Raw genomic sequence first — 24349 nt, 5'->3', positions numbered from 1 at the left:
TGCGGCTACTTCGCCTGGAGTTCACCGTCCCAGTGCTCCCGCTCTCCACGGCGCGGGTCGTGCACCTCGACGCTCTGCGCCTGGTCGTTGTGCCAGAACGACATGACGGAGCGCGCTTCGGTGTCGTACGCGTTCCAGTCCGGCGCCCCACCGCTCGCGAAGCCGACCCACGCCTGGTGCATCTCGTCGGCGAGCGCCTGCGGCGGTTCGGCCCCCGTGAGGTACAGGCTGTCCGGGTTGGCCAGGGTGTCCCACATGAAGGGCAGCTCCAGGGCGTGCGAGGAGCCGAGCTCGATGTCGTGCTCGTTGGGCACGGTCGGGGAGCGGAAGCCGAACTCGTAGACGTGCGTGCCGGCCGACGCGTTCGCGCGCGCCTCGGCGATACGGATCGTGGGGATCCAGAACATCCGGTCGGTGAGCACCGCACAGGCGATGGCCGGCGCCTTCGGCCGCTTGTACGGCTCGACGTTGTACTCCGAGTCCCGGTACAGCGCGTACGACCCGTCGGGTGCGCCGTACTGCCCGAGCCTGACCCGGAACAGGATCGGGTCGGTCCAGGCGACCATCCAGGTGGGCATGACGAAGAGCCGGAACTCCTCGCTGTTGGTACCGAGCAGCAGCTGCACCCGCTCGCCCGCGCCCTCCGCGATGGCGGAGATCGGGGGCTGGGTGAGGAAGTCGCCGTCGATCACGGGCATCAGCGACATCCCGCAGGACGCGATGGTCGAGGCCCCGTACTTGGTCTTGTTCGCGTTCGTCACCACATCGCTGTTCACCGCGGCCTGCGCCTTGATGAGGTCGGCCATCGGGACGTCGATCAGGTCGGCCTTCGTCGCGCCCGGCCTGCCCAGCTCCTTGGCGATCTCCCTGATGACGAGCTTGGCGTCCTCGACGGTCTGCGCGATGTGCGCCGTGCCGCTCTGCACGATCGCCTTGTGGAACAGGTCGGTGTCGCGGGAGAGATGGGCGAGGATGCTCATCGCGCCGGCGGACTCGCCGAAGACGGTGACGTTGTCCGGGTTCCCGCCGAACCTCGCGATGTTCTGCCGCACCCACTGGAGCGCGAACTCCTGGTCGCGCAGGCCTCGGTTGGCCGGACAGTCCGCGCCTTCGATGTAGGCGAATCCCTCGACGCCGAGCCGGTAGTTGAGGCTGACGCAGACCACGCCGTCGCGGGCGAAGGTGGCGCCGTCGTAGCCCCTGACCGCGGAGGAGCCGGAGGTGAAGGCGCCGCCGTGGATCCAGACCATGACCGGCAGCTCCGCGCCGTCCTCGGGCCTCGGGGTCCACACATTGAGGTTGAGCCAGCCGTCGCCCTCGTAGGACGGCTCGGGCATCAGCTTGCCCATCTCGCTCTCGGGGTCGAGGAGCGGCTTCGGCGGGGTCGGGCCGTAGGTGTAGGCGTCGTGCACGCCGGTCCACGGCTCGGGCGCCTGCGGGGCGGCGAAGCGGAGGTCGCCGACCGGCGGGGCGGCGTAGGGGATGCCGAGGAAGCGGGCTATCCCGTCCTCGACGATGCCGGAGACCTTGCCGTACGCCGTGTTCACCTCGGACGTCTGGATGGGCATGTGGATTCCTCCCTGAGCGCGGAGTGCGGAGCGCGGATGCTGTCGGCGGGCCTGATGTCCTTGCCGTCCGCCCGACCGCCCAAGGTGACCAGTGATCAACCGTCAGTGACAGCCGCCCGCCCGGGAGTTGGCCCGAAGCCGACCGGAGCCACCCGCGCGGCCTGCACAGTTCACACACGTACCGCACACAAGTGGGCGCGAATCACTCGCCCCAAATCGGCCAACCGGTCCCAAAACGGCGCACCTTACGCCGGGGCGTCACCCGCACTCGCCCCAGAACCCGTGCCCGCGCCCGCCCCCGAACCCGCCGCCGCATCCCGCAGCGCCCCGAGCACCCGGGCCACCGCAGGCCCTTCCTCCGCCCCGCGCCGCACCGCGGCGACGACATGGCGGCGCGGCTGATCGGCGCGCAGCTCGCGCATGACCACGCCGTCCGTGTGCGCCTGCCGGGGGCCCGCCGCCATCCGCGGCACCAGCGCGACGCCCATCCCGGCCTCGACCATGGCCAGGATCGCCGTCCACCCGGCCGCGCTGTGCGCCTGCTCCGGCACGAACCCGGCGACCTCGCACGCGGCCAGCGTGATCTCCGACCAGGGCCCGCTCCCCCCGAAGATCCACTGCTCCCCGGAGAGATCGGCGAGCCGGAGCCGGCTCTTGTCCGCGAGCGGATGCCCCACGGGCAGGGCCACGTCCAGCGGATCGGCGAGCAGCGGTACGCGGGTGAACTTGGGGTCACGGGCGGTCGGCGCGTGCGCGGCGAGGGACAGGGCCAGGTCCACCTCGCCACCCGAGAGCAGTTCGTACGCCTCCGCCGCCTCGGCCTCCCGGACCCGCACGTCGAGCCCCGGCGCCACCTCGCGCAGCTGCCGCACTGCGGGCACGACCAGGGCGGGCACGGCGGTCGAGAACGCCCCGACCCGGACCTCCCCCGCCTCGCCGTGCACATAGCCCGCCAACTCCGCGTCGGCTAGCTCCAGTTGGGCGAAGACGAGCTCCGCGTGGCGTAGCACCAGATGGGCCGCGTCGGTCAGGCGTACGCGCCGCCCCTGCGCTTCGAGCAGCGGTACGCCGACCTGCTTGGCGAGGTTGGACAGCTGCTGGGACACGGCCGAGGGCGTCATGAGCAGCGCCTCGGCAGCCGCGGTCACGGTGCCCCGGTCGCGCAGGGTCCGCAGGATCTGCAGCTTCTTGATGTCCCACTCGGTCATACGCGGCAACTTATCCCGCGCACCGGCGGGCCCCGCGCGCCGGCGGACCCTGCTCGCCGCGGAGCTCTGCCCGCCGCGGAGCTCTGCTCGGGCAGAGACGAAAGACTCGATTGCGTGGCTGGGGCGGGTGGGTGGTGCAGGTGGCCTCCGCTTCTTTCGTCGTCGACCGCGGACCGTCTGTGGCTGGCTTTCCCCCATGACGGTCAGTACGGCCCCGGGAAGCAGCTGCGCGAGTCGAGGGAGCAGCTAGAAGGGAGCAGCCAGGCGGGAGCAGCCAGGCGGGAGCAGCTAGGCGGGAGCAGCTAGGTGGGGGGAAACGGGCAGAAAAAAGGGGCAAATTGGGGCAGTAATTGCCCCTTTCCCCCCACCCGACCCTCCCCATCTCCGCCGCCGCCCCTTTTGCCCCGCACTGACCGCAATTGGGGAAAGCCAGCCACAGACGGTCCGCAGCCAACGACGAAGGGGGCGGAGGCCACCTGCACCCCCCACCCCCATCAGCCACGCAATCCCGCTTTTGCCCCTACCTCCAGGCCATCACGCGGCTCACTCAGCGGCGCCGCGATCGGCGGCACTGCGAGCCGCGGCACTGCGATCGGCGGCGCTGCGAGCCGCGCTACCGCTATCGGCGCTGCTGCGATCGGCGCCGCTCCGATCGACGCTGCCACGAGCCGCGCCGCCACGGGCCGCGCCGCTGCGGGCCGCCCCCAGGATCACGCCGCCCAGGATCAGGACCATGCAGACGATCTTCATCAGGTCGATCTCCTCGCCCAGGATCACCAGCGAGAGGGCCGCGACGCAGACGGGCTGCATGTAGTAGATGACCCCGGCGCGGGCCGCGCCGATGAGCGAGATCGCCTTGTTCCAGGCGAAGAAGGCCACGGCCGAGGACGCGACACCGACGTAGAGGAGCGGCGAGACCGTCTCGGTGGAGACCTCGAAGCCACCCTGGACGGACAGGCTCACCAGGTAGGCGGGCAGCAGCATCAGGGTGCCGAGGACGAACGTCCAGAGCAGGAAGGCGAGGCCGCCGATCTCGGCGGGCTTGCGGCGCAGGATCGCGCTGTACGAGGCGAAGGAGACGGCGGCGCCGATCATCCACAGGTCGCCTGCCGCGAAGTCCATCGCGAGGGAACCCTTGCTGACGAGCAACAGCACTCCGGCGCAGGCGATCAGCATCCCGGCGATGCGGCGGGCGCCGAGGCGGGCGCCGGTGAAGCGCTCGTACAGGGCCATCAGGACCGGCGAGGCGGCCATGATCATGCCCATGTTTCCGGCGGAGGTGGAGGTGCCGGCCTGGTTGACCAGGGTGTTGTAGACGGTGATCCCGAGGAGGGCGGCGACGAGCACGAAGCGTATGTGGCGGCGGATCAGGTCCCGCTGCCGCCAGGCCTCGCGGGCCGCGAAGGGGGCGACGGCGACGATGGCGATGATCCAGCGCCAGAAGGCGTGCTGAATGGGCGGGACGGAGTCGCCGAGGGCCCGTGCGGCGACGAAGCTTCCGGACCAGACCACCGTCGCGACGGCCGCGAGGACGAGGCCGCGGGCCGGGGCCTGCTGACCCTTCGTCGACGTCGAGGTCGCGACTGCCTCGCTGCTGTGGGCTCGGTCCAGGACTGCCATGACGTATCCCTTGCCTGTCTCCCCTGGTCAGGGGCCTAGTTGATGGAGCTTGACGATGCCTTCGCGGGGGTTTCCCTCGCCGACGTGATCTACAGTCCCATCCCTCACTTGCTTAGGTCCATCGAAAACTTTCGACCGTTCTTTGAAGCAGAACTGAACGTTTCGGAGCTCGCGACCACCGTGGTCACGCCCGGCGCCCGCTGCGGCGCCAGCTGCCCCGCGAGCGTCGCCCCGAACGCGATCGTCATCCCCGCCAACTGCACCGGGGTCAGCGCCTGACCGAGCGCGGCCCAGCCGATGACGGCCGCGGCGATCGGGGACATCGGGCCGAGGAAGGTGGCCTGCGACGCGCTCAGCCGGCCGATGCCGCGGAACCAGAGCCAGTACGCGACCGCCGTGTTGACCAGCGCGAGGTAGAGGTAGCCCGCGATGTTCCGCCCGTCGAGCGCGGGCGGCGCGCCCTCGACGAGGAAGGCGAGCGGCGCGATCAGGAGGCCGCCCCAGGCGAGCTGCCAGCCGGTCATGGCGAGCGGGCCGACGCCGTCCGGGCGGCCCCAGCGCTTGGTCATGATGGTGCCGGTGGACATCGACGCGGTGCCGGCGAGCGCGGCGAGTACGCCGATGAGGTCGAGCCCGGCCGTCGCCTTGAGCACGACCAGGCTTACGCCGAACGCCGCGGCGATCGCCGTGAGGACCTTGCGCACGGTGACCCGCTCCCCGAGGACCAGGGCCGCGAGCCCCACCGCGAACAGCGGCCCGACCGAGCCGAAGACCGCCGCGAGGCCGCCGGGCAGGCGGTAGGCGGCGAGGAAGAGCAGCGGGAAGAAGGCCCCGATGTTCAGCGCACCGAGCACGGCCGACTTCCACCACCAGGCGCCGCGCGGCAGCACCCGGGCGAGGGCGAGGAGCGCGAGGCCCGCGGGCAGGGCGCGCATCAGGCCGGTGAACAGGGGCCGGTCCGGCGGCAGGAACTCCGTGGTCACGGCGTAGGTCGAGCCCCAGGAGATCGGGGCCAGGGCGGTGAGGGCGATGGTGGCGATCTTGCCGGTGCCGGTGCCGGTGCCGGTACCTGTGCCTGTGCCTGTGCCTGTGCTGGTGCCTGTACCTGTGCTGGTGCCTGTACCTGTGCTGGTGCTGGTGCTGGTGCTGGTGCCAGTGCGCTTCATGGTTCCCCCTCGGAAGTAGCTTGCTGGAAAGTAGCTTACTCCTAAGCTACTTTCCGTCAAGCAACTTTCTTGCGACCGAGCGAGCGGGCGCCGATACTGGGGACATGAGCGCATCTCGAAAAGCCTCGGAGGCCCCGGACGCGGTCGACGCGATCATCGACCAGTGGAACTCCGTCCGCCCCGAACTCGACGTGGAGGCGATGGCGGTCTTCGGGCGGATCGCCCGGATCACCGCGAAGCTGCAGACGGTGATGGACCGGACGTACGGTCAATTCGGCATCAACCGGGGCGAGTTCGACGTCCTTGCCACGCTGCGCCGGGCCGACGAGCCGTACACGCTCTCCCCGCGCCAGCTCTCGGCGACGCTGATGCTCACCACGGGCGGCATGACCGGACGCCTCGACAAACTGGAGCGCGCAGGCCTGCTGGCCCGCTCCCCCGACCCGAATGACCGACGCGGCCTGCAGGTCACTCTCACCGAGAAGGGCCTCGCCCTGATCGAGGAGGCGGTGGTCGCGGGCCTTGAGGTACGCCAGGCGATCCTGACCTCGCTCGACGACCGGGAGACGGAGCAACTGAACGGCCTCCTGCGCACGCTCCTTGCCGCGACGAACCAGGCGTGACGAACCAGGCGTAGGGCCGGTCCGTGCCCCGTACGGGCACCCCGGGCGCGCGGGTCGTTCCCGCATTCGCTACGTTGGCTCCGTGGACAAGAAGAACGCCCTGCGCGCCGGCGCCGTAGCAGCCGGTACGACGCTGATGATGCTGCTCATGACGTCCCCCGCGCTTGCGCTCACGCGCGACGACGGCGACGACCCGGGCCCCGGCCTGAACGTGATGGAGACCCTCGGGCTCTACGTCGTGGCCCCGATCGTGCTGTTCCTGGTGATCGCCGGCCTGGTGATGGTCGGGGACAAGTCCCGCAAGCAGCAGTAGCGACGACGCTTCCCGTCGAGGGCGTCCTTGTGTGTACGCACACGAGGGCGCCCTCGACATGTCCGCGCGGCCGTGCGTCAGGAACGTACGCCTGCGTCAGGAACGTAAGGCGGAGAGCAGCGCGTGCATGCGCGGCGACGCCACCAACTCCTCCAGCGTGACCGGGCTCCCGTCCGCCCCCGCGATCGGGAGCCGCCAGTTCGGGTACTCGTCCCAGGTGCCCGGCAGGTTCTGCGGGCGGCGGTCGCCGACGCCGTCGGGCAGCCAGACGCCCACCATCCGGGCCGGTGTGCGCGCCAGGAAGCGGTAGACGGCCCTGATCTCGCCCTCCTCGTCGCCCCCGCCGCCCGGCAGCAGCCCGAGCCGGCCGAGGATGCCCAGCCACTCCCCCACCTCCGCCGAGTCCTCGGCCTGCGCCACGAGCAACGGGGTCGTCAACAGGCCGAGGCGGTGGCGGAGTTGGACGTGTTCGCCGGTGAGGCGGGCCGCGGTGGACGGCAGGTCGTGCGTGGTGGCGGTGGCCACGCAGTCCGTGCGCCACTCCTCGGGGGCGAGCGGGCGGCCCGTGCCCTCCCAGTCGCGCTCGAACCACAGCACCGACGTGCCGAGGATGCCGCGCCGCGCCAGCGCCTCGCGTACGCCCGGTTCGACCGTCCCGAGGTCCTCGCCGATGACGGTCGCGCCCGCGCGGTGCGCCTCCAGCGCGAGGACGGCGAGCATCGCCTCGGCGTCGTACGAGACGTACGTGCCGTCGGTGGGCGGGTGTCCCTCGGGGATCCACCAGAGCCGGAACAGGCCCATCACGTGGTCGATGCGCAGCGCACCGGCATGGGCGAACAGGGTGCGCAGCAGGCCGCGGAAGGGTGCGTAGCCCGCGGCGGCGAGCGCGTCCGGGCGCCAGGGCGGCAGACCCCAGTCCTGGCCGCGGGAGTTGAAGGCGTCGGGCGGGGCCCCGACCGTCATCCCGCGCGCGTGGAACGCCTGTTGGGCCCAGGCGTCGGCCCCGCCCGGGTGCACGCCGACCGCGAGGTCGTGGACGAGTCCGATGTCCATGCCCGCGTCCCGCGCGGTGCGCTGGGCGGTGCCGAGTTGGGCGTCGGTAAGCCAGGCGAGCCAGCAGTGGAAGTCGATGCGGTCCATGAGCTCGCCGCCGGCCCGGACGACGCCCGGGGCGTGCGGGTCCCGCAGTGTCTCGGGCCAGGTGTGCCAGTCGGGGCCGTACCGTTCGGCCAGCGCACACCACGTGGCATGGGCTTCGAGGGCTTCGCCCTGTTCGGCGAGGAAGTCGCAGTAGGCGGCGCGCCGGCCGGGGCTCAGCGGGACGGTGCGGATCAGTTCCAGGGCCTTGAACTTGAGCGCCCAGACGGCGTCCCGGTCGATCAGGGCGCCTTTGCGGAGGACGGACTCCCGCAGGGCCCCGGCCTGTTCGAGGATCCCCTGGACGTCATGCCCGTCATGCCCGTCATGCCCGTCATGCCCGTCGCGTCCGTCGTCGATACGTTCCCGGGTTCGGGCCGGGAGGTACGCGTACTCCGGTATGTCCTCGATGCGTAAGTGCACCGGGTCCGGGAAGCGCCGCGAGGAGGGCCGGTAGGGCGAGGGGTCGCTCGGCGCCCCCGGCACGGCGGCGTGCAGCGGGTTGACCTGGAGGAAGCCGATCCCGTGCGCCCGTCCCGCCCAGGCGGCGAGCTCCGCGAGGTCCCCGAGGTCGCCCATGCCCCAGGAGCGCCGGGACAGCAGCGAGTAGAGCTGTACGAGGACGCCGTACGTCCGCTGCTGCGGGACGGGGACCCGCTCGGGGGCGACGACGAGGTGGACCTGAGCGGTGCGGTCGTCGGGGGCGGTGGCGTGCAGGGTGTGGATCCCCAACGGGAGTCGGGGGACGTCCGCGTCCTCGTGCGTGCCGTCATGCACGTCGTCGTGCACGTCGTCGTGCACACCAGAGCCGGCCGCGGCTGCCGTCCACTCCAGCGTCTCGCCGTCCTCCGTCTCCACCCGCAGGCGGGTCCCGTCGGGCAGTCCGGACACCCCGTCGGGCCACACCACGGTCGGTGGGAGCAGGCGGCGGCGGAGTGCGGCCTCGCGCAGGGTGAGGGCGTCCCGGATCGCGCCCGGTGCGGACGCGTCGACCCCCAGCGCCGCGAGCGCGGCGACGATCGCGGCGGCCGGGGTCTCGACGGTGCGGCCCGGCGACGGGGAGTAGGAGGTGGCGACGCCGTGCAGGGCGGCCAACCGGGCAAGGGTCATGGGGTCATCAGACTCCCGACGCGGTACCCGTGGCGGTGGGCTCGCTGGTCAGCGGCGCGGCGTCGGCGAGCGGGGGCTCGCTGGTCAGGGGGGCGAAGGCGGCGAGCGACGGTTCGCTCGTCAGCGGCGCTTCGAGGGTGCAGCAGGAGCAGGAGCCGAGCAGGCCCGAGTCGGGGTCGGAGACGCGGGACAGGTCCGGCTCCGGGCGTTTGGAGAGGGCGTCGAGCAGCAGGTGAGCCGATGCGGCCACGGGGGCCTCCTTGACATAAGCGGTGGCAGGGTCCAGACGAGCTCTACCCAGCGAATGGTCCGGCATTCGGGCAACGTGGCGCTGCTCACATTGTGTGCCGGGTACGGGAGTTGGCCAGGGCCTGGACGAGATCGCGACACGCGGCCCGTTCCCAGGGGTGCAAACCCGGCACAACGGTCACGCGCATTGACACTGTCACCACCGTGGTGGTGGGCTCGGGTCCACCCTGGATCCCCCACTCCCGGGGCTGTCGAGAAGGGCAGGACCAACCGTGCAGGTCCGGCGCAGGAAGGGTGCCGCGGCCATCGCCGCCGCCGTCATCAGCGGTCTGCTCGGCGCCGCGCCGGGCGCCCTCGCGGCTCCGGCCGATCCGGGCATCAGCTCTCCCGACGCGCAGGACCCGCAGGGCGCGGACCGGCTGCCGTCGGTGTGGCCGAAGCCACAGTCGATGCGGGCCGCGGGCGGGGCGGTCCCGGTGGGCGACGAGGTGTTCCTGCTCACGGACGAGGGCGCGGATCCGTACGCGGTCGAGGCCCTGCGTGAGGTGCTGCGCTCGGCGGGTGCGCGCATGGTCAGCGAGGTTCCCTCCGAGGACGCGCTGCCGCCGAAGGGTCTGCTCGTACGGGCCGGATCCGGCGCGGGCTCCGGCACTGGCGTCGGCGCCGGTCGCTCCGGCAGCGATGCCGCCCTGCGCGCCCTGAAGGCACCCGAGCGCGCCGACCTGCCCACCGGGGGTTACCGCCTGGCGGCCGGCCGGATCGCGGGCCGCGACACCCTCGCGCTCCAGGGCGTGGGCGAGGACGGACTGTTCCACGCGGTGCAGACCCTGCGGCAACTGATCCGCGACAGGTTCGTGCCCGGTGTGCAGGTCAGGGACTGGCCGGGCACGGCCGTGCGCGGCATGACCGAGGGCTTCTACGGCACGCCGTGGACGCGCGAACAGCGGCTCGCGCAGCTCGACTTCATGGGCCGTACCAAGCAGAACCGTTACGTGTACGCCCCCGGGGACGACCCGTACCGCCAGGCGCGCTGGCGCGAGCCCTACCCGGCCGACGAGCGCGCCGACTTCCGCGCGCTCGCCGAGCGGGCCCGGCGCAATCACGTGACGCTGACCTGGGCCGTGTCGCCGGGCCAGGCGATGTGCATGGCGTCCGACGGCGACGTACAGGCGCTGATCAAGAAGCTGGACGCCATGTGGGCGCTGGGCGTCCGGTCCTTCCAACTGCAGTTCCAGGACGTGTCGTACAGCGAGTGGCACTGCGACGACGACGCCGACACCTTCGGCTCGGGCCCCGAGGCGGCCGCGAAGGCGCAGGCTCGCGTGGCGAACGCGGTGGCCGCACATCTGAAGGATCGGCACCGGGCGGCGGATGCGCTGTCCCTCATGCCGACCGAGTTCTTCCAGGACGGTGCCACCGAGTACCGCGCGGCGCTCGCGCGGGAGCTGAAGGGGAGGACGCAGGTCGCGTGGACCGGGGTGGGGGTCGTGCCGAGGACCATCACCGGGCGCGAACTGGCCGGTGCGCGCGGGGCGTTGAAGCATCCGCTGATGACGATGGACAACTATCCGGTCAACGACTACGCGCAGGACCGTATCTTCCTGGGCCCGTACACGGGCCGCGAGCCCGCGGTCGCCACGGGTTCGGCGGCGCTCCTCGCCAACGCGATGGAGCAGCCCGCGGCTTCCCGCATCCCGCTGTTCACGGCCGCCGACTACGCCTGGAATCCCAGGCACTACCGGCCCGAGGAGTCCTGGCGGGCCGCGATCGACGACCTGGCGGGCCCGGACCGGAAGGCCCGCGAGGCGGTCGCCGCGCTCGCCGGGAACGACGCTTCCTCGGTGCTCGGCGGCGAGGAGTCGGCGTATCTGCGCCCGCTCGTCGCCGACTTCTGGCGTGCCAGGGAGAGCGCGGACCAGGGTCGCCTGGACGAGGCGGGGCAGCGACTGCGGGCCGCCTTCGGCGTGATGGCGCAGGCGCCCGAGCGCCTCAAGGGCAGCGAGCTGGCACGCGAAGTGAAGCCGTGGCTGGACCAGTTGGCGCGCTACGGCACGAGCGGTGAGCTCGCGGTGGACATGCTCCTTGCGCAGGCGAAGGGCGAGGGGGCGGCCGCCTGGACGGCGGCACGGAAGCTGAACGCGCTCCGCGGCGACCTGAAGACGGCCCGGGTCACGGTCGGCAAGGGCGTCCTCGACCCGTTCCTCGACCGGGCCCGGCGGGAGTCCGCCGCGTGGACGGGCGCGGCACACCCGCAGGGCAAGGCCGAGGTCAACGAGCGTACGGAGAGCTCCACTTACACGGTCCGGCTGCCCCGCCCCCGCCCGCTCGACGCGGTGACCGCGATGGCCGCGCCCGGCGCCGAGGGCACGGTGGAGGCCCATGTGCCGGGCGAGGGCTGGCGCGCGCTCGGCAAGCTGGCCGACGGCGGCTGGACGGAGACCGGGGCGCCGGGCCAGGGCGCCCGGGTGGACGCGGTCCGGGTCACCGGCGACGCGGCCCGGGTCGAGCGCCTCGTCCCCTGGTACGCCGACGGACCGGCCGCCGACCTGTCGCTGGCCCGCGCCGAGACGGACGCGGAGATCGGCGGCACCTCCCAGCGGGTGGCCGCCCGCCTGACGTCCACGCGCCCCGGCGACGTACAGGGAAAGCTGACCACCCGGCCCCCGAAGGGCATCACGGTCCGCACCCCGGCCGACTCCCGCCTGCCGCGCGGCACTCAGGTGTCCGTCCCGGTCGAGGTGACGGTCGCACCGGGGACGGCGGCGGGCACGTACGACGTCCCGGTCTCCTTCGGCGAGGAGACCCGCACCCTGACGGTCCGCGCCTACCCCCGCACCGCAGGACCCGACCTGGCCCGCTCAGGGCAAGCCTCGTCGTCCGGTGACGAGACGAGGGACTTCCCCGCGTCGGCCGCCAACGACGGCGACGCGAAGACCCGTTGGTCCTCCCCCGCCGCGGACGGCGCCTGGTGGCAGCTGCGGCTCCGGGAGCCGGTGCGCCTGGGTCAGGTGGTCCTGCACTGGCAGGACGCGTACGCCTCCCGCTACCGCGTCCAGGTGTCCGCGGACGGCCGCACGTGGCGCACGGCGGCCACGGTGAAGGACGGGAAGGGCGGGCGGGAGTCGGTGCGGATGGATGCGCGCGAGGTGCGCTTCGTCCGGGTTCAAGGGGAAGAGCGAGCTACCCGGTTCGGGTATTCGTTGTGGTCGGTCGAGGCGTACGCGGTCAAGGAGGACCCCCGCTAGAGCCCCGGTTCGCAGACCCGCGGACCGGACCCGCGAATTGGACACGCCAGAAGCGGAATCAAATCTCTCACTTCACTTCGGCCTGCAGCTTCTTCCCGTCGGCTATTCACTCAGTACATATAGCCGGTGCATAGTGTGCGTATGAGCACTCGCCACGTCCTGCTCGGACTGCTCGCGGCAGGCCCCAGCCACGGCTATGACCTCAAGCGACGGCACGACGAACGTTTCCCGCAGGCCCGCCCGCTGGCGTACGGGCAGGTCTATACGACCCTGCAGCGACTCGTCCGCGACGGGCTCGCCGAGATCGACGGCACCGATTCGGACGGCGGACCGGAGCGCACCAAGTACCGGTCCACCACCACCGGCAGCCGCGAACTCATCGGCTGGATCGCACAGATCGCCCCGCCCGCGCCCTTCGTGAGCAACGAGATCTTCGCCAAGGTCGTCGTCGCGACACTCGCCGCCACGGCCGGCGAACCGACCGATCCGGCCGCGTACCTGCGGGCCCAACGCACCGCCCACATGGCGCGCATGCGCGAACTCACGGCGGTCAAGACGGCGCCGGGCACCGACCTCACCACCGTCCTGTCCGCCGACTACGCCCTCAACCACCTCGACGCCGACCTGCGTTGGATGGCCACCACGGCGAGCCGGCTCGCCACCCTCACCGAGGAGATCAACACCGTATGAGTACGACTGCGCACGGAGGGACCCCGCTGCTCGCGGCCCGCGACCTCCACCTGGCCTACGGGAAGACCCAAGCCCTGCGCGGCGCGTCCGTGGAGCTCGGCGCGGGCGAAATCCTCGCCGTGTCGGGCACGAGCGGCAGCGGCAAGTCCACGCTGCTGCACTGCCTGACCGGAATCGTCACGCCCGACGAGGGCGCGGTCGTCTACGACCAGCGGCGCGTCGACCGGCTCTCGGAGGCGGAGCGCAGCGAGCTGCGGCGCACCGAGTTCGGCGTGGTCTTCCAATTCGGCCAGCTGATCCCGGAGTTGACGGCCATCGACAACGTCGCCCTGCCGCTGCTGCTCGCCGGCACCGGCCGTGCCGCGGCGCACGCACAGGCCGACGAGTGGCTGGAGCGTTTCGGCGTACGCGGCCAGGCCGAGCAGCAGCCCGGGCAGCTCAGCGGCGGACAGGGCCAACGGGTCGCGCTGGCCCGGGCGTTGGTGACGCGGCCGCGGGCGGTGTTCGCGGACGAGCCGACCGGCGCCCTGGACACGCTCGCCGGCGAGCAGGTGATGACGGCGCTGGTGCACGCGGTGCGCGAGACGGGGACGTCGGTGCTGCTCATCACGCACGACGCCCAGGTGGCGGCGTTCGCGGACCGCGAGGTGCGGCTGGTGGACGGGACGCTCGCTCCCGAGGCGGGCGGGGCCGCGTACGGGGCGGCCCCGGCTTCTTCGCAGGAGCGTGCCCGATGAGCGCCCAGACCGCGCCCGGGTCGGTCCTGCGCGGGGCGAAGCCCGGCTGGGGTGCCCGCTGGAAGGCCTGGTCGGGCGGCATCCTGGCCAATCTCCGCATCGCGTGGCGGCTGCTGCGCGGCTCGGACCGGCGCGAGTGGTGGCGGGCCGGGCTCACGGCGCTCGGCGCGCTGCTCGGCACCGGCTTCGCCCTGGCCGCGGTGACGGTCGCCGCGATGTCGGGCTCGCACCGGGTCCCGGTCGGCGGCACGCTGCTGAACGGCGAAGGCACTCGCGTCGGCGTGGTCCTCGCCCTGCTCGGCCTGCTCGCGCCGGTCCTCGGCTTCCTCGGGCAGTGCGCCCGCATCGGGGCCGTGCACCGCGACCGGCGGCTCGCCACGCTGCGCCTGATCGGGGCGAGCCCGCGTCAGGTGCGGCAGATCTCCGCCCTGGAGTCGGGGCTGACCTGCCTGGCGGGCTCGCTGCTCGCGCTCCTCGGCTTCATCGGATTCCTGCTGGCCATCGGGTACGTTCCCGAGCTCCCGGCCGTCGTCGGCGGCGTCCTCGTCACGCTGGGCGTACCGCTGCTCGCCGTCCTCGTCGGTGTCTTCGCGCTGCGCCGTGTCGTGGCCTCGCCGCTCGGTGTGGTGCGCCGGATCAAGCCGGAGCGCCGCCGGGTGCCGCGGCTCGTCCTGGTGGCGGGTACGGCCCTCGTCGTCGCGGCGGTCGACCTGATCGTCCGGGCCGGCCAGGACCCGACCGCCGTGCTGCTTCCGCTCGGCGTGATCGCCGCGGTGACGCTCACCGGCGCCGCGGCACTGGCCGCCGCCGGGGGCTTCGCCAAGTACATGGGCCGCCGCCTGTCGTCCTCGCCGCGACCCGCCGTCCTCATCGCCGCGGGCCGGCTGCGCCTCGACCCCTGGGCGGCGGCGCGTACGCATGCGTCGGTGCTGCTCGTGGCGGTGGTCGGGGTGGGCTTCGCGGGGGTGTGGCAGATCGTGCACGACGGGGTGGTGCGCGAACAGGAGATGCACACCGACGTCTCCTACTACGACACCGGCTTCGCCATGATCGGCGCGGGCGTCCTCGTCGCCCTCGGCATCGGCCTCGTCGCCCTCGCGATCGGCACCGCCGAGTCCCTCGCCACCCGCCGCCGCACCCTCGCGGCCCAGGCCGCGGCGGGCGTCCCCCGCTCGGTGCTGCGGCGCGCGGTGCTCCTGGAGACGGCGCTTCCGCTGGCCCCCGCGGTGGTCCTGGCCGGGGTCGGCGGGTTCGGGCTGTACGCGGGCTACGGCGGCATGACGGGCGAGCCCTTGCCGCTGGTTCTGCCCCTGCTGGTCCCCTTCGGCGTGTACGCCCTGTGCCTGCTGGCGGCGGCGACGTCTTTGCCCCTGCTGGGCCGGGCTGTGCGTCCGTCGGAGCTCCGCTACGAGTAGCGAACGGCTTTCACCCCACCCCGCCCCTTCCCGTAAGGCTGCCGCCGGCTTCAAAGACTGTCCTCAAACGCCGGACGGGCTGATTCATCTCTGATGAATCAGCCCGTCCGGCGTTTGAGGACACAGCTCCGCAGGATTTCGGGAAGGGGCGGGGTGGGGAAAAAGTTCCTACTTCGCCAGATTCGGCGGCGCTATCGGAGACGCGGCGAGCGACTGCGGCGAAGTCGAAGAGGCGTACGCGGACGGCGCGGAAACAGCCGGCGCCGCAGGCGCGTCGTCCTCGTCCCCGGCCCCGACCGGCAGGGGCCCGCCGACGATCCGGATCCCCGCCGCGTCGAAGGCCCGCTTGATCCGCCAGCGCAGCTCCCGCTCAACGCCGAGCGCCTTCCCGGGCATCGTCTTCGCGGAGACACGTACGACCATCGAGTCCAGGTAGACCGCGTCAAGGCCAAGAACCTCGACCGGCCCCCACAACCGCTCGTTCCAGGGTTCGTCCTTGCTGAGCGAGTCGCCCACCTCGGCGAGCACCTCCTGGACCTTCTCCAGGTTCTCGTCGGAGCGCACGGTCACGTCCACCCCGGCCGTGGCCCAGCCCTGGGAGAGGTTCCCGATCCGCTTGACCTCGCCGTTGCGGACGTACCAGATCTCGCCGTTGTCCCCGCGCAGCTTGGTCACGCGGAGCCCCACCTCTATGACCTCGCCGGACGCGACGCCCGCGTCGACCGAGTCCCCGACGCCGTACTGGTCCTCGAGGATCATGAAGACGCCGGACAGGAAGTCCGTGACGAGGTTGCGCGCACCGAAACCGAGCGCGACCCCCGCGACGCCCGCGCTCGCGAGCAGCGGTGCGAGATCGATCTCGAAGGTGCCGAGGATCATCAGCGCGGCCGTGCCGAGGATCACGAACGAGGCGACCGAGCGCAGGACCGAGCCGATGGCCTCGGAGCGCTGGCGGCGGCGCTCCGCGTTCACGAGCAGCCCCCCGAGCGCGGTGCCGTCGACGGCCTGGGCGCCCCGGTTCATCCGGTCTATCAGCTTGGTGATGGCCCGCCGGATCACACTGCGCAGCACCGTGGCGATCACGATGATCAGCAGCACCCGCAGCCCGATGGCGAGCCAGGAGCCCCAGTTGTCCTCGACGAAGCCCGCGGCGCTCTTGGCCTTCTCCTGAGCGTCGTCCAGGGTTGCTGGGTCGTTGGACCCCGCGGCCGACAACGTCGACAAGGCGGCGGACAGGAACACGGCAGGCACCTCCAGGTGTAGCGGCCTGCCCGCAAGAGGGAGATCCCAAGAGGGATGTAGCGGGCAGACCCACCACACTAACGGGGCATTGTGTGTGGATCGTTGTCATGTTCGAGGGAGAGACGCTTCGCACCTGGGGATGAACGAGGTGTGGTCGAAAACACTCCGAGCCCGTTACTCGGACATGGTGGCGCTTCGACCAGCACTGAGGGGAGACTGAGAGCAGATCGTCCCGGCGCGAGCCACGCGCCGCCGGCGTAATAGGAGGCATCCGTGCCGCACGTCCTGGTTCTGAATGCGTCGTACGAGCCCCTCGGCGTCGTACCGCTCCGCCGCGCGCTCGTCCTCGTCCTTGAGAACAAGGCTCTCTGCCTCGAGGAATCCGGCGCCTTCATGCACAGCGCGACTCGCACCATCCCCGCACCCAGCGTGGTCCGGCTCAAGCGCTTCGTGAGGGTCCCCTACCGGGGGCCCGTGCCTTTGACCCGCCGGGCGCTCTTCGCCCGCGACGGCGGCCGGTGCGCCTACTGCGGTGGCGTCGCAACCAGCGTCGACCACGTCATCCCGAAGAGCCGGGGCGGACAGCACGCCTGGGAGAACGTCGTCGCGTCCTGCCGCCGCTGCAACCACACCAAGGCCGACCGCCATCTCCTCGAGCTGGGCTGGCGACTGCGGCACAAACCGGCCCCGCCCACCGGTCTCGCCTGGCGGATTATCGGGACCGGGCATAGGGATCCGCGCTGGCTGCCTTACCTGCAGCCATACGGCGCGGACGACGCGTTGGCCCGGATCGACGGCATCTCTGCCTGAGGCCGGGCTTTTGTGTGGCCGGGGCCCTTCGAGGGGCGGGGCCCTTCGAGGGGCGGGGCCCTTCGGGGGGCGCCGGCCCGGGGCGGGCGGGGCGGCCCGGGGCGGGCGACGCAGGGGCGGGGCCGGGGCCCGGGCGAGCGGCGGGCGCCGGGCCGCGCCGCCCCGCCGCGGCGCCCGCCTGAGGTGACGAGTGGAGGAAAAGGGGCGCTAGAGCGTCCGATACGCCCCTTATCTGAGCCCCATTTCCCCCACTTGCCCCCTCCCCTCAGGTAACGACTTGGCCGCTGCCCGTGTGCGGTGTCTTGACGCTCCCCCGAGCTGCGCTGCTACGTTCCTCGCAGCGCGATAGGAAACCTTCCTAACAGTTCGCGTGGCCAGTACGAAGGACCGCACGAAGGGGCAGCTCATGGCCGGTACGACCCCCGGTACCCCCGGACCGCCCTCCGCCACTCCCGGCACCCCCCGGGTCCTGCGCGCGATGAACGACCGGGCCGCGCTCGACCTGTTGCTCGCGCACGGGCCGCTGTCCCGGACCCGGATCGGGAAGCTGACCGGTCTCTCGAAGCCGACCGCGTCCCAGCTGCTCGCCCGCCTCGAAGCCGCCGGCCTCGTCGTCGCGACCGGGACCAGCGAGGGCCGGCCGGGGCCCAACGCCCAGCTGTACGCGGTGAACGCGCAGGCCGCGCACGTCGCCGGACTCGATGTCACCCCCGAGCGGATCCTCGCCGCAGTCGCCGACGTCACCGGGGCGACGGTCGGCGAGTTCGAGGTCCGCACCCCCGGCCGGGCCGGCCAGGGCGTCGTACGTCAGGTGACGGAGGCCATCGACGGCGCCGCGAAGGCCGCCGGGGTGACCAGGGCCCAGCTGCATCGCGTCGTCATCGGCACGCCCGGCGCCTTCGACCCCGGCACGGGACGGCTCAGGTACGCCAGCCACCTGCCGGGCTGGCACTCCCCCACGCTCCTTGACGAGCTCGCCGCCGTACTGCCGATGCCCGTCGAGTACGAGAACGACGTGAACCTCGCCGCCATCGCCGAGCAGCGCCTCGGCGCGGCCCGCGAGCACGACGACTTCGTGCTGCTCTGGGACCAGGAAGGGATCGGCGCCGCCCTCGTCATCGGCGGGCGACTGCACCGGGGCTGGACGGGCGGCGCCGGTGAGCTCGGGTTCCTGCCCGTGCCCGGGACGCCGCTGGTCCGGCAGGTCACCAAGGCCAACAGCGGCGGCTTCCAGGAGCTGGCCGGCGTCCAGTCCGTGCCCAGGATCGCCAAGCAGCTCGGCATCGACACCCCCGAGCAGCCCTACCTCCAGGTGGCCACCTCGCTGCTCGCCCGGGCCGCAGCCGACGAGAGCGGCGACGAGCAACTCGCCCAGCTGCTGCGGCAGTTCGCGCAGCGCCTCGCCATCGGTCTCTCCTCCGTGGTCGCCGTGCTCGACCCCGGTCTGATCGTCCTGTCCGGCGCCCTGTTCCCCGCCGGCGGGGAGCCGTTGCGTGCCCTGATCCAGTCGGAGCTGGCCGAACTGGCCGCGTCCCGGCCCCGGCTCGCGCTCGGCGAAGTCCATGAACACCCCGTTCTGCGCGGTGCGCTGGAGAGCGCGCTCGCCAGCGCCCGCGACGAGGTGTTCGACACCTCCCGCTGACCACCACCACCCAAGAGTCCCGCCTCAAGTTCCGTCCCGAGTCCTTCCCGACGTCCTGCCAAGACCCGAGCCCGCCAAGGGAGACAGCGCCATGCGCAAAAACCGCCGGCTGATCGCAGCAGCCGCAGTCGCATCAATATCGGTCCTTGCCTCCGCCTGCACCGGTTCCACCGAGAACGGCGCGAACGACGACCCCAACGCCAAGACCACGATCAACTTCTGGCACGGCTGGTCCGCGGACAGCGAGAAGAAGGCCATCGAGCAAGCGATCGGCCGCTTCGAGGACGCCCACCCGAACATCACGGTGAACATCACCCCGAATGTGACGGACCCGAAGATCAACCAGGCGTTGCGGGCCGGGGGTTCGAAAGGACCGGACGTCGTCTCCTCCTTCACGACGGACAGCGTGGGGAAGTTCTGTTCCTCGGGGGCCTTCGCCGATCTGAAGCCGTTCCTGGCGAAGTCGAAGGTCGACGTGACGAAGGTCTTCCCGAAGGCGCTGCAGGAGTACACGCAGTTCGACGGCAACCAGTGCACGCTGCCGCTGCTCAATGACGCGTACGGCCTCTACTACAACAAGGACGCCTTCAAGAAGGCGGGCATCAAGGCCCCGCCGAAGACGTGGAGTGAATTCGAGAAGGTCGCCGTCAAGCTGACGAAGGCCAAGGGCGACTCGTACGAGCAGGTCGGGTTCATGCCCAACTACCACAGCTATGAGACGACGCCTGGGCACTACGTCGCCCAGTGGGGGCCGACCTATTTCGACAAGGACGGCAAGTCGAACATCGCCAAGGACCCGGCCTTCGCGAACATGTTCAAGTTCCAGAAGCGGCTCATAGAGAAGCTGGGCGGCTTCGAGAAGCTGGAGCGGCACCAGAAGACGTTCGGTGACGAGTTCGGGGCCAAGCACCCCTTCCACACCGGCCAGGTCGCGATGCAGCTGGACGGCGAGTGGCGGCTCGGGATGACGAAGGACGCCGGGGCGAAGTTCGAGATCGGGACCGCGCCGCTGCCCGTCCCGGACGACCAGGTCGCCGACTACGGCAAGGGCTATCTGTCGGGCACGATCATCGGGATCCCCGGCAACAGCAAGAAGCAGAACGCCGCTTGGGAGCTGGTGAAGTTCCTGACCACGGACACCGATGAGGTCGTGGCCTTCGCCAACGCCATTCACAATGTGCCCTCCACGCTGGAGGCGCTGAAGTCGCCGAAGCTCGAGGTCACGCCCGAGTTCAAGACGTTCATCGAGATCGCGCAGCACCCGAAGTCCAACACCACCCCGGCGGCGGCCGACGGCGGCGCGTACCAGGTGACGCTGCAGCGCCTCGGCTACGACTACGAAAAGGGCCGGCAGACCGATCTGCAGGCAGGTCTGGAGAAGACCGCCGCGCAGATCGACACGGACATCGAAAAGGCCAAGTAGGCGTCGGGGGCTCAGGGACTCAAGGACTCAGGGGAATGACCAAGTACACCCTGCGGGCGAAGCGCCGGCGGTCGGCGCTTCGCACCGCGGCCTTCATGTCGCCCTGGATCATCGGTTTCGGCGTCTTCTTCGCCTATCCGCTGCTCTCGACCGTCTATTTCTCGTTCATGGACTACGACGGGATCCGCCCGCCGACGTTCAACGGGCTCGACAACTGGACGTACGTCTTCGACAACTACCCGCTGTTCTGGCCCGCGATGAGGAACACCCTGTGGTTCGTCCTCGTCATGGTCACCTGCCGGGTCGCCTTCGGGCTCGGGGTCGGGCTGCTCATCACGAAGATCAAGACGGGTGCCGGTGTCTTCCGGACGCTCTTCTATCTGCCCTATCTGGCGCCGCCGGTCGCCGCGACGCTGGCGTTCGTGTTCCTGCTCAACCCCGGTACCGGGCCGGTCAATTCGGTCCTCGGTGATCTCGGGCTGCCGACGCCCGGCTGGTTCACCGACGCCGCGTGGTCGAAGCCGGCGCTGACCTCGCTCGCGGTGTGGGGCGTGGGCGACCTGATGGTGATCTTCATGGCCGCGCTGCTCGACGTACCGAAGGAGCAGTACGAGGCGGCCGAGCTGGACGGTGCGAATGCCATCCAGCGGTTCCGGTTCGTCACGCTGCCGAACATTTCGCCGATCGTGATGTTCGCCGTGGTGACGGGCGTGATCCAGACGTTGCAGTACTACACGCAGCCCTTCGTGGCCGGAAAGGTCGCCTCGGGAATCATCGGCAATTCCGGTCAGCAATTCGAGCCCGGATATCCGGACCAGTCGACGCTGACCATTCCGCAACTCGTCTACGACCTGGGCTTCTCGCGCTTCGACTACGGCGCGTCGTGTGTGCTGGCCCTGGTGCTGTTCGTGCTCGCCATGGCGGTCACGGCGCTCCTCATGCGCCGCCGCGGCGGCCTGATCCAGGCAGGTGACTGATCACTATGTCCACTGTTGCCGCTGTGACGGCACGCCGTAGGGCGCTGCTCGAATGGGTCGGGGTGCACGCGCTCGGAGTCGCCGCCGCGCTCTTCTTCGTGCTGCCCTTCGTGTTCGTGTTCCTGACCTCGGTGATGAGCGACCAACAGGCGCTCACCCGCGATCTGTGGCCGCGCGACTGGGAATGGAGCAACTACCGCGAGGTGTTCGACACTCCCGGCTTTCTGACCTGGTGGAAGAACACACTGCTGTACGCGGGCCTGGGCACGGTCCTCACCCTGCTCTCGTCCATTCCCGTGGCGTACGCGCTCGCCAAGTTCCGCTTCCGGGGCCGGAATCTGTCGCTGATGCTGGTCATCTCGATGATGATGCTGCCGCCGCAGGTCATCATCATCCCGATGTATCTGTTCTGGGCGAAGCAGCTGGATCTGGCGGGTACCTTGTGGCCGCTGATCATTCCGATGGCCTTCGGCGACGCCTTCTCCATCTTCCTGCTGCGGCAGTTCCTGCTGACCATTCCCAATGAGTATCTGGACTCGGCGCGGGTGGACGGCTGCGGTGAATTCCGTACGCTGATCCGTGTGGTGCTCCCGATGGCGAAGCCGGGAATCGCCGCGGTCGCCCTGTTCCAGTTCTTCTACGCCTGGAACGACTACTTCGGGCCGCAGATCTACGCCTCGGAGAACCCGGCCGCCTGGACGCTGAGTTACGGACTGGAGTCGTTCAAGGGCGCGCACCATACCGACTGGAATCTGACGATGGCCGCGACCGTACTGGTCATGGCGCCCGTCATCGTCCTCTTCTTCTTCGCCCAGAAGGCATTTGTCGAGGGCGTCACCCTGACCGGAGTGAAGGGCTAGAACCATATGAAACTCGCAGTGGTGGGGGGCGGCTCCACCTACACCCCCGAACTCATCGACGGCTTCGCCCGGCTCAGGGACGTCCTGCCCATCGAGGAGCTCGTCCTCGTCGACCCGGCGGCCGACCGTCTCGAACTGGTCGGCGGTCTGGCACGGCGCATCTTCGCCAAGCAGGGCCACCCCGGCCGCATCGTCACCACCTCCGACCTGGACGCGGGCGTCGCGGACGCGGACGCCGTGCTGCTGCAGCTGCGCGTCGGCGGGCAGGCCGCCAGGCAGCAGGACGAGACGTGGCCGCTCGACTGCGGCTGCGTGGGCCAGGAGACGACGGGCGCGGGCGGCCTCGCCAAGGCGCTGCGGACCGTCCCGGTCGTCCTGGACATCGCCGAGCGCGTACGCCGCTCGAACCCGAACGCCTGGATCATCGACTTCACCAACCCGGTCGGCATCGTCACCCGCGCCCTCCTGCAGGCCGGCCACAAGGCCGTCGGCCTGTGCAACGTGGCGATCGGCTTCCAGCGCCGGTTCGCCGCCTCCCTCGGCGTCGAGCCGGGCCAGGTGTTCCTCGACCACGTGGGGCTCAACCACCTCACCTGGGAGCGGGGCGTACGCATCGGCGGACCCGACGGCGAGGACGTACTGCCCAAGCTCCTCGCGGAGACGGGCGACGAGATCGCCGACAACCTGAGCCTGCCGCGCCCGCTCCTCGACCGGCTCGGCGTCGTGCCCTCGTACTACCTGCGGTACTTCTACGCGCACGACGAGGTCGTGCAGGAGCTGGCGACCAAGCCGTCGCGGGCGGCCGAAGTCGCCAAGATGGAACGCGAGTTGCTGGAGATGTACGGCGACCCGACCCTCGACGAGAAGCCGGAGCTGCTCGCCAAGCGCGGCGGCGCCTTCTACTCGGAGGCCGCCGTGGACCTGGCCGCGTCGCTGCTCGGCTCCGGCGGCAGCCCGTACCAGGTGGTCAACACCTACAACCGCGGCACGCTGCCGTTCCTGCCCGACGACGCGGTCATCGAGGTCCAGGCGACCGTCGACGGCTCCGGCGCCACGCCGCTCGCCGTGCCCGCACTCGACCCGCTCTACAGCGGACTGATCGCCAACGTCACGGCGTACGAGGACCTGGCCCTGGAGGCGGCCCTGCGCGGCGGCCGCGACCGCGTGTTCAAGGCGCTGCTCGCCCACCCGCTGATCGGCCAGTACGCGTACGCCGAGCAGCTGACCGACCAACTGATCGCGCACAACCGGGAGCACCTCGCGTGGGCATGACGCAAGACCCGCGCGAGGCGGCGGTGCTCGCCATCGACGCGGGGAACAGCAAGACCGACGTCGCGGTCGTCGCGGCCGACGGACGCGTCGTCGGCTCGGCCCGCGGCGGCGGCTTCCAGCCGCCCCTCGTGGGCGTCACGGCGGCGATGGACATCCTCGCCGAAGCGGTCACCGAGGCCTTCACCGCGGCGGGCGTCACCGGCGTACAGCATGTCTCGGCCTGCCTGGCGAACGCCGATCTGCCCGTCGAGGAGGAGGAGTTGACGACGGCGGTACGTTCCCGGGGCTGGGGCTGCTCCGTCGACGTACGCAACGACACCTTCGCCATCCTGCGCGCGGGCCTGCAGCTCGGCGACGAGCCGCGCGGGGTCGCGGTGGTGTGCGGGGCCGGCATCAACTGCGTGGGCATGACCCCGGACGGGCGCACCGCGCGCTTCCCGGCGGTCGGGCGGATCTCCGGGGACTGGGGCGGCGGCGGGGGCCTGGCGGAGGAGGCCCTGTGGCACGCGGCCCGCGCGGCGGACGGCCGGGGCGGGCCCACGGCCCTGGCGGACGCCCTGCCGGCGCACTTCGGGCTCGCCTCGATGAGCGCGCTCATCGAGGCGCTCCACCTGGGGCATGTCCCCGTGCTCCGGCGGCATGAGCTCACGCCGGTGCTCTTCGCCGTCGCGGCGGCGGGTGATGCGGTGGCGCGTTCGATCGTGGCGCGCCAGGCGGAGGAGGTCGCGACGATGGCCTCGGTCGCGCTGGGCCGGCTCGATCTCCTTGACGAGGTGGTGCCGGTGCTGCTCGGCGGGAGTGTCCTCGCGGCGCGGCACGCGCTCCTGGACGACCGGGTGCGGGCCCTGCTCGCGGCTCGGGCGCCGAAGGCGGTGCCTCGGGTGATCGTTGCCCGTCCTGTCCTTGGAGCTGCGCTCCTGGGGCTCGATTGGCTGGGCGCCGACCCTGAGGTGCACGCGCGCGTACGTGAACATTTTTCTCCCCGCCCCGCCCCTTCCCGTAAGGCTGCCGCCGGCTGAAAGGACTGTCCTCAATCGCCGGA

The 24349-nt window shown here is 71.2% G+C and carries 20 protein-coding genes; 13 read left to right on the top strand and 7 right to left on the bottom strand.

Annotation, left to right across the window (positions count from 1 at the left end):
* Nucleotides 1-5: 5 nt before the first annotated feature.
* The 4 genes from OG430_RS31275 to OG430_RS31260 all read right to left on the bottom strand — a co-directional run bounded on the left by OG430_RS31275 (nt 6) and on the right by OG430_RS31260 (nt 5562).
* Nucleotides 6-1568: a carboxylesterase/lipase family protein gene (locus OG430_RS31275; RefSeq protein WP_327355985.1), complete on the bottom strand. Its 1563-nt coding sequence runs from the start codon at nt 1566-1568 to the stop codon at nt 6-8.
* A 245-nt stretch (nt 1569-1813) separates the two neighbouring features.
* Nucleotides 1814-2776, bottom strand: a complete 963-nt coding sequence (locus OG430_RS31270; RefSeq protein ID WP_327355984.1) for a LysR family transcriptional regulator — start codon at nt 2774-2776, stop codon at nt 1814-1816.
* Nucleotides 2777-3319: 543 nt separating this feature from the next.
* Nucleotides 3320-4396, bottom strand: a complete 1077-nt coding sequence (locus OG430_RS31265; RefSeq protein WP_327355983.1) for a DMT family transporter — start codon at nt 4394-4396, stop codon at nt 3320-3322.
* Between the two features lie 104 nt (nt 4397-4500).
* Nucleotides 4501-5562 carry an EamA family transporter gene (locus OG430_RS31260; protein WP_327355982.1) on the bottom strand — a complete coding sequence of 354 codons (1062 nt, stop codon included), beginning with the start codon at nt 5560-5562 and terminating at the stop codon, nt 4501-4503.
* 104 nt (nt 5563-5666) lie between these two features.
* Between OG430_RS31260 and OG430_RS31255 the strand changes: the two genes are divergently transcribed.
* Nucleotides 5667-6185 (top strand): MarR family winged helix-turn-helix transcriptional regulator, encoded by a 519-nt coding sequence (locus tag OG430_RS31255; RefSeq protein WP_327355981.1) that lies wholly within the window; start codon nt 5667-5669, stop codon nt 6183-6185.
* Nucleotides 6186-6267: 82 nt separating this feature from the next.
* A complete protein-coding gene (locus tag OG430_RS31250) occupies nt 6268-6498 on the top strand; it encodes a hypothetical protein (protein WP_327355980.1) in 231 nt (76 codons plus the stop codon).
* 96 nt (nt 6499-6594) lie between these two features.
* On the opposite strand, the gene malQ is transcribed toward OG430_RS31250, so the two are convergent.
* Nucleotides 6595-8745 (bottom strand): 4-alpha-glucanotransferase, encoded by a 2151-nt coding sequence (malQ, locus tag OG430_RS31245; protein ID WP_327355979.1) that lies wholly within the window; start codon nt 8743-8745, stop codon nt 6595-6597.
* A gap of 7 nt (nt 8746-8752) precedes the next feature.
* Entirely contained in the window at nt 8753-8995 is a 243-nt protein-coding gene (locus OG430_RS31240; RefSeq protein ID WP_327355978.1) for a hypothetical protein, read from the bottom strand.
* A 271-nt stretch (nt 8996-9266) separates the two neighbouring features.
* Between OG430_RS31240 and OG430_RS31235 the strand changes: the two genes are divergently transcribed.
* The 4 genes from OG430_RS31235 (at nt 9267) to OG430_RS31220 (ending at nt 15081) form a co-directional block, all read left to right on the top strand.
* Nucleotides 9267-12239, top strand: coding sequence for a beta-N-acetylglucosaminidase domain-containing protein (locus tag OG430_RS31235; RefSeq protein WP_327355977.1), 2973 nt, complete (start codon nt 9267-9269; stop codon nt 12237-12239).
* Between the two features lie 141 nt (nt 12240-12380).
* Nucleotides 12381-12929, top strand: coding sequence for a PadR family transcriptional regulator (locus OG430_RS31230; protein WP_327355976.1), 549 nt, complete (start codon nt 12381-12383; stop codon nt 12927-12929).
* Nucleotides 12926-13666, top strand: a complete 741-nt coding sequence (locus tag OG430_RS31225) for an ABC transporter ATP-binding protein (RefSeq protein WP_327355975.1) — start codon at nt 12926-12928, stop codon at nt 13664-13666. Before OG430_RS31230 ends, OG430_RS31225 begins: the two co-directional genes overlap by 4 nt.
* Nucleotides 13663-15081, top strand: coding sequence for an FtsX-like permease family protein (locus OG430_RS31220; protein ID WP_327355974.1), 1419 nt, complete (start codon nt 13663-13665; stop codon nt 15079-15081). Before OG430_RS31225 ends, OG430_RS31220 begins: the two co-directional genes overlap by 4 nt.
* 168 nt (nt 15082-15249) lie before the next feature.
* On the opposite strand, the gene OG430_RS31215 is transcribed toward OG430_RS31220, so the two are convergent.
* Entirely contained in the window at nt 15250-16323 is a 1074-nt protein-coding gene (locus OG430_RS31215; protein WP_327355973.1) for a mechanosensitive ion channel family protein, read from the bottom strand.
* A gap of 273 nt (nt 16324-16596) precedes the next feature.
* Between OG430_RS31215 and OG430_RS31210 the strand changes: the two genes are divergently transcribed.
* The 7 genes from OG430_RS31210 to OG430_RS31180 all read left to right on the top strand — a co-directional run bounded on the left by OG430_RS31210 (nt 16597) and on the right by OG430_RS31180 (nt 24326).
* Nucleotides 16597-17133, top strand: coding sequence for an HNH endonuclease (locus tag OG430_RS31210; RefSeq protein WP_327355972.1), 537 nt, complete (start codon nt 16597-16599; stop codon nt 17131-17133).
* 406 nt (nt 17134-17539) lie between these two features.
* Nucleotides 17540-18775: an ROK family transcriptional regulator gene (locus OG430_RS31205; RefSeq protein WP_327355971.1), complete on the top strand. Its 1236-nt coding sequence runs from the start codon at nt 17540-17542 to the stop codon at nt 18773-18775.
* Between the two features lie 91 nt (nt 18776-18866).
* On the top strand, nt 18867-20198 hold the full coding sequence (locus OG430_RS31200; protein ID WP_327355970.1) for an ABC transporter substrate-binding protein: 1332 nt from the start codon (nt 18867-18869) through the stop codon (nt 20196-20198).
* Between the two features lie 35 nt (nt 20199-20233).
* On the top strand, nt 20234-21175 hold the full coding sequence (locus OG430_RS31195) for a carbohydrate ABC transporter permease (protein ID WP_327355969.1): 942 nt from the start codon (nt 20234-20236) through the stop codon (nt 21173-21175).
* A gap of 5 nt (nt 21176-21180) precedes the next feature.
* A complete protein-coding gene (locus OG430_RS31190; RefSeq protein ID WP_327355968.1) occupies nt 21181-22035 on the top strand; it encodes a carbohydrate ABC transporter permease in 855 nt (284 codons plus the stop codon).
* A gap of 6 nt (nt 22036-22041) precedes the next feature.
* On the top strand, nt 22042-23307 hold the full coding sequence (locus tag OG430_RS31185) for a 6-phospho-beta-glucosidase (RefSeq protein ID WP_327355967.1): 1266 nt from the start codon (nt 22042-22044) through the stop codon (nt 23305-23307).
* On the top strand, nt 23304-24326 hold the full coding sequence (locus OG430_RS31180; RefSeq protein ID WP_327355966.1) for an N-acetylglucosamine kinase: 1023 nt from the start codon (nt 23304-23306) through the stop codon (nt 24324-24326). Before OG430_RS31185 ends, OG430_RS31180 begins: the two co-directional genes overlap by 4 nt.
* Nucleotides 24327-24349 lie beyond the last annotated feature (23 nt).

Source organism: Streptomyces sp. NBC_01304 (genome assembly GCF_035975855.1).
Classification (GTDB): Bacteria; Actinomycetota; Actinomycetes; order Streptomycetales; family Streptomycetaceae; genus Streptomyces.
This window is presented reverse-complemented; position numbering and strand designations above follow the sequence as displayed.

What these genes read in the sequence shown, in the direction of transcription:
- OG430_RS31275 (WP_327355985.1), bottom strand. Translation starts at nt 1,568, where the DNA reads ATGCCCATCCAGACGTCCGAGGTGAACACGGCGTACGGCAAGGTCTCC.
- OG430_RS31270 (WP_327355984.1), bottom strand. Translation starts at nt 2,776, where the DNA reads ATGACCGAGTGGGACATCAAGAAGCTGCAGATCCTGCGGACCCTGCGC.
- OG430_RS31265 (WP_327355983.1), bottom strand. Translation starts at nt 4,396, where the DNA reads ATGGCAGTCCTGGACCGAGCCCACAGCAGCGAGGCAGTCGCGACCTCG.
- OG430_RS31260 (WP_327355982.1), bottom strand. Translation starts at nt 5,562, where the DNA reads ATGAAGCGCACTGGCACCAGCACCAGCACCAGCACCAGCACAGGTACA.
- OG430_RS31255 (WP_327355981.1), top strand. Translation starts at nt 5,667, where the DNA reads ATGAGCGCATCTCGAAAAGCCTCGGAGGCCCCGGACGCGGTCGACGCG.
- malQ (WP_327355979.1), bottom strand. Translation starts at nt 8,745, where the DNA reads ATGACCCTTGCCCGGTTGGCCGCCCTGCACGGCGTCGCCACCTCCTAC.
- OG430_RS31230 (WP_327355976.1), top strand. Translation starts at nt 12,381, where the DNA reads ATGAGCACTCGCCACGTCCTGCTCGGACTGCTCGCGGCAGGCCCCAGC.
- OG430_RS31225 (WP_327355975.1), top strand. Translation starts at nt 12,926, where the DNA reads ATGAGTACGACTGCGCACGGAGGGACCCCGCTGCTCGCGGCCCGCGAC.
- OG430_RS31220 (WP_327355974.1), top strand. Translation starts at nt 13,663, where the DNA reads ATGAGCGCCCAGACCGCGCCCGGGTCGGTCCTGCGCGGGGCGAAGCCC.
- OG430_RS31205 (WP_327355971.1), top strand. Translation starts at nt 17,540, where the DNA reads ATGGCCGGTACGACCCCCGGTACCCCCGGACCGCCCTCCGCCACTCCC.
- OG430_RS31200 (WP_327355970.1), top strand. Translation starts at nt 18,867, where the DNA reads ATGCGCAAAAACCGCCGGCTGATCGCAGCAGCCGCAGTCGCATCAATA.
- OG430_RS31195 (WP_327355969.1), top strand. Translation starts at nt 20,234, where the DNA reads ATGACCAAGTACACCCTGCGGGCGAAGCGCCGGCGGTCGGCGCTTCGC.
- OG430_RS31190 (WP_327355968.1), top strand. Translation starts at nt 21,181, where the DNA reads ATGTCCACTGTTGCCGCTGTGACGGCACGCCGTAGGGCGCTGCTCGAA.
- OG430_RS31185 (WP_327355967.1), top strand. Translation starts at nt 22,042, where the DNA reads ATGAAACTCGCAGTGGTGGGGGGCGGCTCCACCTACACCCCCGAACTC.
- OG430_RS31180 (WP_327355966.1), top strand. Translation starts at nt 23,304, where the DNA reads ATGACGCAAGACCCGCGCGAGGCGGCGGTGCTCGCCATCGACGCGGGG.